General features: G+C 63.6%; 10 protein-coding genes. 9 read left to right on the forward strand and 1 reads right to left on the reverse strand.

Annotation, left to right across the window (positions count from 1 at the left end; all coding sequences use genetic code 11):
- The first annotated feature begins 83 nt into the window (after positions 1-83).
- The 7 genes from RM50_RS15540 to RM50_RS15565 all read left to right on the forward strand — a co-directional run bounded on the left by RM50_RS15540 (position 84) and on the right by RM50_RS15565 (position 10,426).
- Positions 84-3,983: a DNA-directed RNA polymerase subunit beta' gene (locus RM50_RS15540; protein ID WP_043454579.1), complete on the forward strand. Its 3,900-nt coding sequence runs from the start codon at positions 84-86 to the stop codon at positions 3,981-3,983.
- A 384-nt stretch (positions 3,984-4,367) separates the two neighbouring features.
- Positions 4,368-4,742, forward strand: a complete 375-nt coding sequence (gene rpsL / locus RM50_RS15545) for a 30S ribosomal protein S12 (protein ID WP_009358312.1) — start codon at positions 4,368-4,370, stop codon at positions 4,740-4,742.
- Position 4,743: 1 nt separating this feature from the next.
- The gene (gene rpsG, locus RM50_RS15550) at positions 4,744-5,214 is read left to right on the forward strand and encodes a 30S ribosomal protein S7 (RefSeq protein ID WP_003803829.1); all 471 of its coding nucleotides are present in this window, start codon (positions 4,744-4,746) and stop codon (positions 5,212-5,214) included.
- A 69-nt stretch (positions 5,215-5,283) separates the two neighbouring features.
- Positions 5,284-7,398, forward strand: coding sequence for an elongation factor G (fusA, locus tag RM50_RS15555; protein ID WP_043454582.1), 2,115 nt, complete (start codon positions 5,284-5,286; stop codon positions 7,396-7,398).
- A gap of 256 nt (positions 7,399-7,654) precedes the next feature.
- On the forward strand, positions 7,655-8,845 hold the full coding sequence (tuf, locus tag RM50_RS15560) for an elongation factor Tu (RefSeq protein ID WP_013601835.1): 1,191 nt from the start codon (positions 7,655-7,657) through the stop codon (positions 8,843-8,845).
- 101 nt (positions 8,846-8,946) lie between these two features.
- Positions 8,947-9,072 (forward strand): hypothetical protein, encoded by a 126-nt coding sequence (locus tag RM50_RS21170; protein ID WP_276202738.1) that lies wholly within the window; start codon positions 8,947-8,949, stop codon positions 9,070-9,072.
- Between the two features lie 106 nt (positions 9,073-9,178).
- Positions 9,179-10,426, forward strand: coding sequence for an Nramp family divalent metal transporter (locus RM50_RS15565; protein WP_043454585.1), 1,248 nt, complete (start codon positions 9,179-9,181; stop codon positions 10,424-10,426).
- Positions 10,427-10,452: 26 nt separating this feature from the next.
- Here the strand turns inward: RM50_RS15565 and RM50_RS15570 are convergent, their stop codons facing one another.
- The gene (locus RM50_RS15570) at positions 10,453-11,889 is read right to left on the reverse strand and encodes a GH1 family beta-glucosidase (RefSeq protein ID WP_043454588.1); all 1,437 of its coding nucleotides are present in this window, start codon (positions 11,887-11,889) and stop codon (positions 10,453-10,455) included.
- Between the two features lie 397 nt (positions 11,890-12,286).
- On the opposite strand from RM50_RS15570, the gene rpsJ reads away from it, so the two are divergent.
- Together rpsJ and rplC are read left to right on the forward strand one after the other, a co-directional pair.
- A complete protein-coding gene (gene rpsJ / locus RM50_RS15575; protein WP_003803825.1) occupies positions 12,287-12,595 on the forward strand; it encodes a 30S ribosomal protein S10 in 309 nt (102 codons plus the stop codon).
- Positions 12,596-12,612: 17 nt separating this feature from the next.
- Complete coding sequence (rplC, locus tag RM50_RS15580) at positions 12,613-13,263, forward strand: 50S ribosomal protein L3 (RefSeq protein WP_043454592.1); 651 nt, start codon at positions 12,613-12,615, stop codon at positions 13,261-13,263.
- The last annotated feature ends 1 nt before the right edge of the window (position 13,264 follow it).

Consider the following 13,264-nt stretch of genomic DNA (forward strand, 5'->3'; position numbering starts at 1 on the left):
TGCGCACCCGCCGTCGAACGCCTCCTCCCTCATCCCGCACCTAAGACTTCAGAATTTAGAGAACAAGAGAGAACAGGGACCATATGTCCAGCGAATCCTCCTTCGGCCTCATGCAGATCGGCCTCGCCACCGCGGAAGACATCCGCGGCTGGTCGTACGGCGAGGTTAAGAAGCCGGAAACCATCAACTACCGCACGCTCAAGCCTGAGAAGGACGGCCTCTTCTGCGAGAAGATCTTCGGCCCGTCCCGCGACTGGGAATGCTACTGCGGCAAGTACAAGCGCGTGCGCTTCAAGGGCATCATCTGTGAGCGCTGTGGCGTCGAAGTCACCCGCGCCAAGGTCCGCCGTGAGCGCATGGGCCACATCGAACTGGCCGCCCCCGTCACGCACATCTGGTACTTCAAGGGTGTTCCCTCCCGCCTGGGCTACCTCCTTGACCTGGCACCGAAGGACCTGGAAAAGGTCATCTACTTCGCTGCCTACATGATCACCAGCGTCGACGAGGCTGCCCGCCACGAGGAACTGCCCAACCTGCAGGTTGAGCACGACATCGAGAAGAAGCAGCTGATCGACAACCGCGACGCCGACATCGCCGCGATCGCCCGGGACCTCGAAGGCGAAATCGCCCGCCTCGAGGGCGAAGGCGCCAAGGCTGCCGACAAGAAGAAGGCCCGCGACTCCGCCGACCGCCAGATGGCCAACGTGCGCAAGCGCGCCGACGCCGACATCGAGCGCCTCGAGCAGGTCTGGGACCGCTTCAAGAACCTGAAGGTCGCCGACCTCGAGGGTGACGAAGGCCTCTACCGCGAACTGCGTGACCGCTACGGCATGTACTTCGAAGGCTCCATGGGTGCCGAAGCCATCAAGAAGCGCCTTGAGAACTTCGACATGCAGGCCGAGTCCGAGGCGCTGCGCGATGTCATCGCCAACGGCAAGGGCCAGCGCAAGACCCGCGCCCTCAAGCGCCTCAAGGTGGTCAACGCATTCCTGACCACCAACAACAGCCCGCTTGGCATGGTCCTTGACGCCGTCCCGGTGATCCCGCCGGAACTGCGCCCCATGGTCCAGCTGGACGGTGGCCGCTTCGCGACCTCCGACCTCAACGACCTGTACCGCCGCGTGATCAACCGCAACAACCGCCTCAAGCGCCTGCTTGACCTGGGTGCTCCGGAGATCATCGTCAACAACGAGAAGCGCATGCTTCAGGAAGCTGTTGACAGCCTCTTCGACAACGGCCGCCGCGGCCGTCCGGTCACCGGGCCGGGCAACCGTCCGCTGAAGTCCCTGAGCGACATGCTCAAGGGCAAGCAGGGCCGTTTCCGCCAGAACCTCCTCGGCAAGCGCGTCGACTACTCCGGCCGTTCGGTCATCGTCGTCGGCCCGCAGTTGAAGCTGCACCAGTGCGGACTGCCCAAGCAGATGGCCCTGGAGCTCTTCAAGCCGTTCGTGATGAAGCGCCTGGTTGACCTCAACCACGCCCAGAACATCAAGTCGGCCAAGCGGATGGTGGAGCGCTACCGCCCGCAGGTCTGGGACGTGCTCGAAGAGATCATCACCGAACACCCGGTGCTGCTCAACCGTGCACCTACCCTGCACCGCCTGGGCATCCAGGCGTTCGAGCCGCAGCTTGTTGAAGGCAAGGCCATCCAGCTCCACCCGCTGGTTTGTGGTGCGTTCAACGCCGACTTCGACGGCGACCAGATGGCAGTCCACCTGCCGCTGAGCCCCGAGGCGCAGGCTGAGGCCCGCATCCTGATGCTGTCCTCGAACAACATCCTGAAGCCCTCCGACGGACGCCCGGTCACCCTGCCTTCGCAGGACATGATCATCGGCCTGTACCACTTGACCACCAAGCGCAAGGGTTCAGCCGGTGAAGGCCGCATCTTCGGTTCGGTCTCCGAGGCCATCATGGCGTTCGACGCCCGCGAGCTGCACCTGAACTCGCAGGTCAAGATCCGCCTCGAAGGCTTCGTGCCGTACGCCGGCTGGGAAGCTCCGGAAGGCTGGGAGCCGGGTCAGCCGGCCCTCGTCCAGACCTCACTGGGCCAGGTCCTCTTCAACGAGACCCTGCCCGAGGACTACCCCTGGGTTGAAGCCGTTGCCGACAAGGGCGAACTGTCCCGCATCGTCAACGACCTCGCCGAGCGCTACCCGAAGGTCGTCACGGCTGCCACGCTGGACAACCTGAAGGATGCCGGCTTCTACTGGGCCACCCGCTCGGGCGTCACCGTCGCCATCTCCGACATCGAGGTCCCGGCCGCCAAGCCGGAAATCCTTGCCGGGTACGAAGAGCGCGCCGCCAAGATCCAGGGCCAGTACGACAAGGGCCTGATCGACGACGACGAGCGCCGCCAGGAACTCATCGAGATCTGGAACAAGGCCACCAACGACATCGCCTCGGTGATGCGTGAAAGCCTGTCCCCGATGAACACCATCAACCGCATGGTGTCCTCCGGTGCTCGTGGTAACTGGATGCAGGTCCGCCAGATCGCGGGTATCCGTGGCCTGGTGGCCAACCCGAAGGGTGAGATTATCCCGCGTCCCATCAAGTCCTCCTACCGCGAGGGCCTGTCGGTGCTGGAATACTTCATCGCCACGCACGGTGCCCGTAAGGGCCTGGCCGATACCGCTCTGCGTACCGCCAACTCGGGTTACCTGACCCGTCGTCTGGTGGACGTCTCGCAGGACGTCATCGTCCGCGAAGAGGACTGCGGCACCGAGCGCGGCCTGGTCACGCCCATCGCCGTCGCCGACTCCAACGGTGAGCTGGTCCTGGACGAGAACGTCGAAAACAGCGCCTACGCACGGACGCTGGCCGTCGACGTCGTCGACTCCGAGGGCAACGTCCTCGCAGCCGCCGGCACCGACTGCGGCGACGTGGTCATCGCCGAGCTCTTCAAGGCAGGCATTACCGAGGTCAAGGTCCGCTCCGTCCTCACCTGTGAGTCCAGCGTTGGCACCTGCGCCCTGTGCTACGGCCGTTCGCTGGCCACCGGCAAGACCGTTGACATCGGCGAGGCCGTCGGCATCATCGCCGCACAGTCCATCGGTGAGCCCGGTACCCAGCTGACCATGCGTACGTTCCACACCGGTGGCGCTGTGTCCGCCGGCGGTGGCGACGACATCACCCAGGGTCTGCCCCGTATCCAGGAGCTCTTCGAAGCCCGTACTCCGAAGGGTGTTGCCCCGATTGCTGAAGCAGCCGGCCGCATCACCATCGAAGAGTCCGAGCGCCAGATGCGCCTGGTCATAACCCCGGATGACGGCTCGGAAGAGATCGCCTACCCGGTGCTGCGCCGTTCACGCCTGCTGATCGAGGACGGGGACCACGTTTCCGTCGGCCAGAAGCTGATCAACGGCCCGGTGGACCCCAAGCAGGTCCTGCGCATTATGGGTCCGCGTGCGGCACAGAAGTTCCTGGTGGACGAAGTCCAGGGCGTGTACCGCAGCCAGGGCATTGGTATCCACGACAAGCACGTCGAGGTTATCGTCCGCCAGATGCTGCGCCGCGTCACGGTCATCGAGTCCGGTGAATCGGACCTGCTGCCCGGCGAGCTCGCCGAACGCAGCCGGTTCGAGGAAGCGAACCGCCGCGTTGTGTCCGAGGGCAAGACTCCGGCTTCCGGACGTCCCGAGCTCATGGGCATCACCAAGGCATCGCTGGCCACCGAGTCCTGGCTGTCCGCAGCTTCCTTCCAGGAGACCACCCGCGTCCTGACGCAGGCGGCCATGGAAGGCAAGAGCGATCCGCTGCTGGGCCTCAAGGAGAACGTGATCATCGGTAAGCTGATCCCGGCCGGCACGGGCCTCCCGCGCTACACCGAGGTCACCGTGGAGCCCACTGAGGAAGCAAAGGCCAACCTGTTCACCGGCCCCAGCGCTTTCAGTGACTTCTCGTACGACACCCTGGGCGGGGACGGAGCTCCCGAGTTCCACGCCATCCCGCTGGATGACTACGACCTGGGCAACGACTTCCGGTAACCACCCGGTTCACGCCTGACGAAGGGATGGTCCCGCACCGCTTGGTGCGGGACCATCCCCGTTTAACCCCGTCGATTAAGGCATGGAGCCTGTCCATGCTAGACTTGTTACCAATTGTTATTGTGGCAGTGGATGAGAGCGCCGGTCATGGCTGTAAGGCCTGACCAGAGCGACGTTTCCGGTTTGCAGGGTTCTTGTGCAACGTATGCCACATTTTTGCATGCCTAGGGAACATTGGTCCTGAACCGGTCCCCGGCATGTGATCCGACTATTAAGGCTTCGCCTTCGCCGCCTTGGAGATCATCTTCGTGGCCCGGGCGGCGGGGCATCGCAACAAGAGAGTGGCGGGAAACAGCCACTCCGGATAAAACGGAGAACACGAGAGTGCCTACGATTAACCAGCTGGTCCGCAAGGGCCGCACGCCTAAGGTCTCAAAGACCAAGGCTCCCGCGCTTAAGGGCAGCCCCATGCGCCGCGGTGTTTGCACCCGCGTCTACACCACCACCCCGAAGAAGCCGAACTCGGCTCTGCGTAAGGTGGCACGTGTGCGCCTCAACGGCGGCGTGGAAGTTACCGCCTACATCCCCGGTGTTGGCCACAACCTGCAGGAGCACTCCATTGTGCTCGTTCGCGGTGGTCGTGTTAAGGACCTCCCGGGTGTCCGCTACAAGATCGTCCGTGGCGCCCTCGATACCCAGGGTGTGAAGAACCGTAAGCAGGCCCGCAGCCGCTACGGCGCAAAGATGGAGAAGAAGTAATATGCCTCGCAAGGGTCCGGCCCCCAAGCGGCCGCTCGTTTCGGATCCGGTATACGGTTCCCCGCTGGTAACCCAGCTCATCAACAAGGTGCTCGTTGACGGCAAGAAGTCCACGGCAGAGCGCATTGTCTACGGTGCACTCGAAGGCGCCCGCGCCAAGTCCGGCGGCGACCCCGTTGCAGCCCTCAAGAAGGCCATGGACAACGTCAAGCCTTCCCTCGAGGTCCGCTCCCGCCGTGTCGGTGGCGCCACCTACCAGGTTCCGGTTGAGGTCAAGCCGGGCCGCTCCACCGCACTCGCCCTGCGGTGGCTGGTTGGCTACTCCAAGGCCCGCCGCGAAAAGACGATGACCGAGCGCCTCCAGAACGAAATCCTGGATGCGTCCAACGGTCTCGGTGCCGCTGTGAAGCGTCGCGAAGACACCCACAAGATGGCCGAGTCCAACAAGGCCTTCGCACACTACCGCTGGTAATACTCCCCGGACGCCGCCGGCTCAACCGAGCCGGCGGCAAACGTGTAGTCCATCCCAAAAGGAGACCCCGTGGCACAGGACGTGCTTACCGACCTTAGCAAGGTCCGCAACATCGGCATCATGGCCCACATCGATGCCGGCAAGACCACTACCACCGAGCGCATCCTGTTCTACACGGGTGTGAACCACAAGATCGGCGAAACGCACGACGGCGCTTCGACCACTGACTGGATGGAACAGGAAAAGGAACGCGGCATCACCATCACGTCTGCCGCCGTGACCTGCTTCTGGGAAAACAACCAGATCAACATCATCGACACCCCCGGCCACGTGGACTTCACGGTTGAGGTTGAGCGCTCCCTGCGCGTCCTCGACGGTGCAGTTGCTGTCTTCGATGGCAAGGAAGGCGTTGAGCCGCAGTCCGAGACCGTTTGGCGCCAGGCTGACAAGTACAACGTTCCCCGCATCTGCTTCGTCAACAAGATGGACAAGCTCGGTGCTGACTTCTACTTCACCGTAGACACCATCATCAGCCGCCTCGGCGCCAAGCCGCTGGTCATGCAGCTGCCCATCGGTGCCGAGAACGACTTCATCGGCGTCGTCGACCTGCTCTACATGCGTGCCCTGGTTTGGCCGGGCGACGCCAAGGGCGACGTGACCATGGGTGCCAAGTACGAAATCCAGGAGATCCCCGCGGACCTCCAGGAGAAGGCCGAAGAGTACCGCGCAGCGCTCGTCGAGACCGTTGCAGAGTCCTCCGAGGAACTTATGGAGAAGTACCTGGAAGGCGAAGAGCTCACCATCGACGAGCTCAAGGCCGGCATCCGCAAGATGACCATCAACTCCGAGCTGTACCCGGTGTTCTGTGGCTCCGCCTTCAAGAACCGCGGTGTCCAGCCCATGCTCGACGCAGTGGTGGACTACCTGCCGAACCCGCTCGACGTTCCTCCGATGATCGGCCACGATCCCAAGGACGAAGAGAAGGAACTGACCCGCAAGCCTTCCGCCGACGAGCCGTTCTCGGCCCTGGCGTTCAAGATTGCGGCACACCCGTTCTTCGGTCAGCTCACCTTCATCCGCGTGTACTCCGGTCACGTGGAATCCGGTGCCCAGGTGGTCAACTCCACCAAGGGCAAGCGTGAGCGCATCGGCAAGCTGTTCCAGATGCACGCCAACAAGGAAATGCCGGTTGAGGCAGCCACTGCTGGCCACATCTACGCAGCCATCGGCCTGAAGGACACCACCACGGGCGACACCCTGTGTGATTCCAACAACCAGATCGTCCTGGAGTCCATGAGCTTCCCCGAGCCCGTGATCTCCGTGGCCATCGAGCCGAACACCAAGGGTGACCAGGAGAAGCTCTCCACGGCCATCCAGAAGCTCTCCGCAGAGGACCCCACCTTCCAGGTGTCCCTCAACGAAGACACCGGCCAGACCATCATCGCCGGCATGGGCGAGCTCCACCTGGACATCCTGGTGGACCGCATGCGCCGCGAATTCAAGGTTGAGGCCAACGTGGGTAAGCCGCAGGTTGCTTACCGCGAGACCATCAAGCGCGCAGTCGAGAAGCACGACTACACGCACAAGAAGCAGACCGGTGGTTCGGGCCAGTTCGCAAAGGTCCAGATTGCCATCGAGCCGCTGGACACCGCCGAGGGCGAGCTGTACGAGTTCGAGAACAAGGTCACCGGTGGCCGCGTTCCGCGCGAATACATCCCGTCTGTTGACGCTGGTATCCAGGACGCGCTGAACGACGGCGTCCTGGCCGGTTACCCGGTTGTCGGCATCAAGGCCACGCTGCTTGACGGCGCGTACCACGATGTTGACTCCTCGGAAATGGCGTTCAAGATCGCCGGCCGCATGGCTTTCAAGGAAGCCGCGCGCAAGGCGAACCCTGTCCTGCTGGAACCGCTGATGGATGTCGAAGTACGTACGCCTGAGGAATACATGGGTGACGTGATCGGCGACCTCAACTCCCGCCGTGGCCAGATGCAGTCCATGGAAGACGCAGCCGGTGTGAAGGTTGTCCGTGCCCACGTGCCGCTGTCCGGCATGTTCGGCTACATCGGCGACCTGCGCTCCAAGACCCAGGGCCGCGCTGTGTACTCCATGACGTTCAACAGCTACGCCGAGGTCCCGAAGGCTGTTGCCGACGAGATCATTCAGAAGTCCCGCGGCGAGTAGTCCTTCCGGACTTTCAAAGCGAACACCCCGGCTGGGCGGTCCGCCATAGGACAGCCCGGCCGGTGCAGGTGGCCGGGCCGGCCGGAGTAATCCGGCAGCCGGTTCCGGCCCCTGCACGAACAGGCTCAGGGGATTAGTATTAGTTCCTGAATCTGCAATTTCACCAATCCAAAGCCCCCAAGTAGACTTGCCTGAGTTCTACCGCGATAAGCGCGGCTGGAGGGCAAGTTATTTGAAAACGTTCTAGGAGGAACCTGTGGCAAAGGCAAAGTTCGAGCGGACTAAGCCGCACGTCAACATCGGCACCATTGGTCACGTTGACCACGGTAAGACGACGCTGACGGCCGCCATTTCCAAGGTGCTGTACGACAAGTACCCGGATCTCAACGAGAAGCGTGACTTCGCGTCGATCGACTCTGCACCCGAAGAGCGTCAGCGCGGTATTACCATCAACATCTCCCACGTGGAGTACCAGACCGAGAAGCGTCACTACGCACACGTTGACGCCCCCGGCCACGCTGACTACATCAAGAACATGATCACCGGTGCTGCCCAGATGGACGGCGCTATCCTGGTGGTTGCTGCTACTGACGGCCCGATGGCCCAGACCCGCGAGCACGTTCTGCTCGCCCGCCAGGTTGGCGTTCCCTACCTGCTGGTCGCGCTGAACAAGGCTGACATGGTTGAGGACGAGGAACTCCTCGACCTCGTCGAAATGGAAGTTCGTGAGCTCCTGAGCTCGCAGGGCTTCGATGGCGACAACGCACCGGTCGTCCGCGTTTCCGGCCTGAAGGCCCTGGAAGGCGATCCCGAGTGGGTCAAGTCCGTTGAGGACCTGATGGCTGCTGTCGACGAGTCCGTTCCGGACCCCGTACGTGACCGCGACAAGCCGTTCCTGATGCCGATCGAAGACGTCTTCACGATCACCGGTCGTGGCACCGTTGTTACGGGCCGCGCCGAGCGTGGAACCCTCGCCATCAACTCCGAGGTTGAGATCGTCGGCATCCGCCCGGTCCAGAAGACCACGGTTACCGGTATCGAGATGTTCCACAAGCAGCTCGACGAAGCATGGGCCGGCGAGAACTGTGGTCTCCTGCTCCGCGGTCTGAAGCGCGACGATGTCGAGCGTGGCCAGGTTGTCGTCAAGCCGGGTTCCATCACCCCGCACACCGACTTCGAGGCCAACGTCTACATCCTGTCCAAGGACGAAGGCGGACGTCACAACCCGTTCTACTCCAACTACCGCCCGCAGTTCTACTTCCGTACCACGGACGTAACCGGCGTTATCACCCTGCCCGAGGGCACGGAAATGGTTATGCCCGGCGACAACACTGAGATGACCGTTGCGCTCATCCAGCCGATCGCTATGGAAGAGGGCCTCGGCTTCGCTATCCGCGAAGGCGGCCGCACCGTTGGTTCGGGACGTGTCACCAAGATCATCAAGTAGTACTTGCTGAACTGAAGGACAGCCCCGCTGCGAAAGCAGCGGGGCTGTCCTTTTTCGTTAACGGCCCCCTGATACTGTTGCAGCACTGAAAGGAGAGCATCATGGGATGGCTTATTTTCCTCATCATTGCGGTTGCTGTTGTAGCCGGAGTGGTCTGGGCCAGGAAGAACTTCCGGCACGAGATTGACCGGGCGAAGCGGATCAACCGGGCCAACAAGAACCAGTAGCCCGGCACCGCAGCCGGCTTGCAGGCAGTCCTTACTCCTACTTTTCGGTATACCTAAATCTGCGCTATCCTCGTTGTACTGACGCCCGCAACGACGAGGACATCTGATGGCTGCTTCAACCATGACGGCGAAACCCGCCACTCCGGGCATCTGGTCGCGCCTCCTGCTGCTGGGTCCGGCATTCGTTGCCGCCATCGCGTACGTGGATCCCGGCAACGTCGCTGCCAACCTGACCGCCGGCGCAAGCTTCGGCTACCTGCTGGTGTGGGTCCTGGTAGCCGCCAATGCCATGGCCGTCCTGATCCAGTACCAGTCGGCCAAACTCGGCCTCGCCACCGGAATGAGCCTGCCGGAGATCCTGGGTCAGCGCCTGGGGACCCGCGGCCGCCGTGCCTACTGGGTGCAGGCGGAAGTGGTGGCCGGTGCCACCGACATGGCCGAAGTGATCGGCGGGGCAGTGGCGCTCAACCTGCTGTTCGGCCTGCCTCTGCTCCAGGGCGGAGTGATCATCGGGCTGGCTTCCATGCTGTTGCTGTCATTGCAGTCCCACCGCAGCCAGAAGGCCTTCGAGCTTGCCATCCTGACCTTGCTGGGGGTTATCGCCGTCGGCTTCGTCTCAGGCCTTTTCGTCAATCCGCCCGACGGCGGCAGCGCACTTGCCGGGCTTGTCCCGCGGTTTGAGGGAACGGACACCGTCCTGCTCGCCGCCAGCATGCTGGGAGCCACGGTCATGCCGCATGCCATCTACCTGCACTCGGCCCTCGCCCGGGACCGCCACGGTTTCTCCCCGGACCCGCTGGTCAGGACGCGGCTCATCCGGGCAACCCGCGTGGATGTCGCAGGTGCCCTGCTGCTGGCCGGTATCGTCAACATCGCCATGCTGCTGCTGGCTGCCTCCAGCCTCCGCGGCGTGGAGGGGACGGACACCATCGCCGGCGCCCACGCTGCCGTGACCTCGGCACTCGGGCCGGTTATCGGCGTCGTCTTTGCCATCGGCCTGCTGGCCTCGGGGCTCGCGTCCACCTCGGTGGGCTGCTACGCCGGTGCCACCATCATGGGCGGACTCCTCAAGCTGCGGGTGCCGCTGCTGGTCCGCAGGACCGTTACCCTGGTCCCGGCACTGGTGGTCCTGGGCGCGGGTATTGAACCCACGCTGGCGCTGGTCCTTAGCCAGGTCCTGCTGAGTTTCGGCATTCCCTTTGCGCTCATTCCTCTCATCAGGCTGACCGGCAGCCGGAAGGTGATGGGAATCCACGCCGACTCGAAGCCGCTGCGGATCGCGGGCTGGACCAGCGCCACGCTGATAGTGGGCCTGAACTGCGTCCTGATTTTCCTGACGCTGCTCGGCGGCTGACAGCCCGGCTGCCGGCTGGGCGCCGCCTACTCCTGGCCGCGACGGCGGGCGCCGGAAAGCTCCCGGTACCAGTAGAAGGAGCGCTTGGGTGTCCGTTCCAGGGTGTCAAAGTCCACGTGCACCAGCCCGAAGCGCTGCGAGTAGCCGGCAGCCCACTCAAAGTTGTCCATCAGCGTCCACACGTAGTAGCCGCGCAGGTCCACGCCCTCGGCTATACCGCCGGGCGCGGTGGCCTCAAGGGCAGCTCCGAGGTGGGACGCCAGGTACTCCACGCGGTCGGCGTCCTCCAGGGTCTCCGACACGCTGTCGGGCTCGGGAAAGCTGGCGCCACCCTCGGTGATGTACACCGGCGGGAGGGCCTGGCCGTACCGGTCCCGCATCTCCTGCAGCAGCACCCCCAAATGCCCGGGGGCCACCGGCCAGCCGAACCCAGTGCTGCCGTACTCCGGATAGCCCTCCTCATGGAAGGGCAGCTTCGCAAGTTCCTTGTGCATGTCAGCCGGCAGCGGGGTGATGCCCGGTCCCAGGGCAACCTTGACGGGGAAGTAGTAGTTGAGGCCGTAGAAGTCCAGCGGCTGGTGGATGGTCCGGAGGTCGGCGTCGGAGACCTTGCCGATGGAACGCAGCCAGGGCTTGGCGTACAGCGGCAATGACGGATACCGGCCCAGCAGCACGGGATCGGCATAGACCCTGTTCGCCAGCAGGTCGTAGAGATGAGCCACCAGCCGGTCGCCGATCCTGCGGCTGGCGGGCCTTACCGGTGAATGCAGGTTGGTCAGGCCAACCCCGCCCTTGACGCCGGCGGACCGCAGCGCCTGCACGCCGAGCCCGTGCGCCAGCAGTTGGTGGTGGACCGCGGGAAGGGCGTCGAACATCAGCCGGCGGCCCGGGGCGTGCACCCCCAGTGCATACCCGTTCAAGGTGACCGATACCGGCTCGTTGAGGGTCACCCACTGCGCCACCCGGTCGCCAAACCGTTCGCCCGCCGCCCTGGCATAGTCGCCGAACCGTTCAGCCGTTTCCCTGTTGAGCCAGCCGCCCCGGTGTTCCAGCGGCAGGGGAGTGTCCCAGTGGTAGAGGGTGGCCATGGGGGAGATGCCGGCCTCGAGGAGCTGGTCGATCAGGCGGTCGTAAAAGTCCAGGCCCTCAGCATTGAAGGCACCCTGTCCGCCGGGTTGGATGCGTGGCCAGGACAGGGAGAACCGGTAGGAGTCAACGCCCAGCTCCTTCAGCAGCGCCACGTCCTCGGGCAGCCTGTTGTAGTGGTCGCACGCCACCGCAGGGGAGTGGCCGTCCAGGATGGCCCCCGGCTTCTCGGCGAAGGCGTCCCACCCTGACGGTCCACGGCCCCCTGCCTTGAGGGCGCCTTCGATCTGGAATGCCGCTGCCGCGACGCCAAGCGTGAACGACGGCGGCACGCGTCGGGCCAGTTCAGTCACCGATTCGGTGCTCTCCAGGGTCATTCCCCTATCATCCAGCCGGGTCCCCGTCCGCGGCAATGCCCCCTGGAGGCCGGGCACGGGGGCCGATTCGCATCTGCCGCGGATTTCCGGCATACTAGATGAGTTGTTCAAGCGCTTCTTCGCGTCCCGATCCGGATAATGCCGGGTGCAGGGTCCAAGCTGAAGACCAAACATAACCCACCCCCATGGAACTGCGGATTTATATGTGCGCCCAGCGCGACACGCCCGACCGCGGGGGTCGGTTACGCCGGCAAGGTGAGGAACCCGGATTTATCCGGATTCAGTTTGTGCGGCGGATGGTGGTTACGACCTCAAATGCTTCGGCAGCCATACAACGAGTAAGTGAACAGGGCAGCCCTAAACCGGGGAAGCACAGACTGAAAGAGAGTCAGGCGACATGGCGGGACAAAAAATCCGCATCCGGCTGAAGTCATACGACCACGAGGTCATTGACGTTTCAGCACGGAAGATCGTTGAGACGGTCACGCGCGCAGGCGCAACGGTAGTCGGCCCCGTGCCGCTGCCGACGGAGAAGAACGTGTACTGCGTGATCCGCTCTCCGCACAAGTACAAGGACAGCCGCGAGCACTTCGAAATGCGCACGCACAAGCGTCTTATCGACATCATCGATCCCACGCCGAAGGCCGTCGACTCGCTCATGCGTCTCGACCTGCCGGCTGACGTGAACATCGAAATCAAGCTGTAGGGAGGTGCTGAGAAACTATGACCGCAACCCGTAACGTAAAGGGCCTGCTGGGCACGAAGCTCGGCATGACCCAGGTCTGGGACGAGAACAACAAGCTCATCCCCGTCACTGTGGTCCAGGCAGACTCGAACGTCATCACCCAGCTGCGCAACGCTGAGACCGATGGCTACGTCGCCGTTCAGATCGGCTACGGCCAGATCGATCCCCGCAAGGTCACCAAGCCGCTGGCTGGTCACTTTGAGAAGGCAGGCGTCACGCCTCGCCGCCACGTCGTCGAACTCCGTACCGCAGATGCTGCCGAGTACGAGCTGGGCCAGGAGCTCTCCGTAGAGCTCTTCGAAGCCGGCCAGAAGATCGACGTCATCGGCACCACCAAGGGCAAGGGCTTCGCCGGTGTTATGAAGCGTCACGGCTTCCACGGCGTTGGCGCCTCCCACGGTGCCCACAAGAACCACCGTAAGCCCGGTTCAATCGGTGGCGCATCCACCCCGAGCCGCGTCTTCAAGGGCATGAGAATGGCCGGCCGCATGGGCGCCGTTCGTCACACCACGCTGAACCTCACCGTTCACGCGGTTGACGTCGAGAAGTCGCTGCTCCTGATCAAGGGTGCCGTTCCCGGTGCCCGCGGCCAGGTCGTCTTCGTACGTACCGCCGTGAAGGGAGCCTAGT

Origin of the sequence: Pseudarthrobacter phenanthrenivorans (assembly GCF_000813845.1) — a bacterium.
Taxonomy (GTDB): domain Bacteria; phylum Actinomycetota; class Actinomycetes; order Actinomycetales; family Micrococcaceae; genus Arthrobacter; species Arthrobacter phenanthrenivorans_B.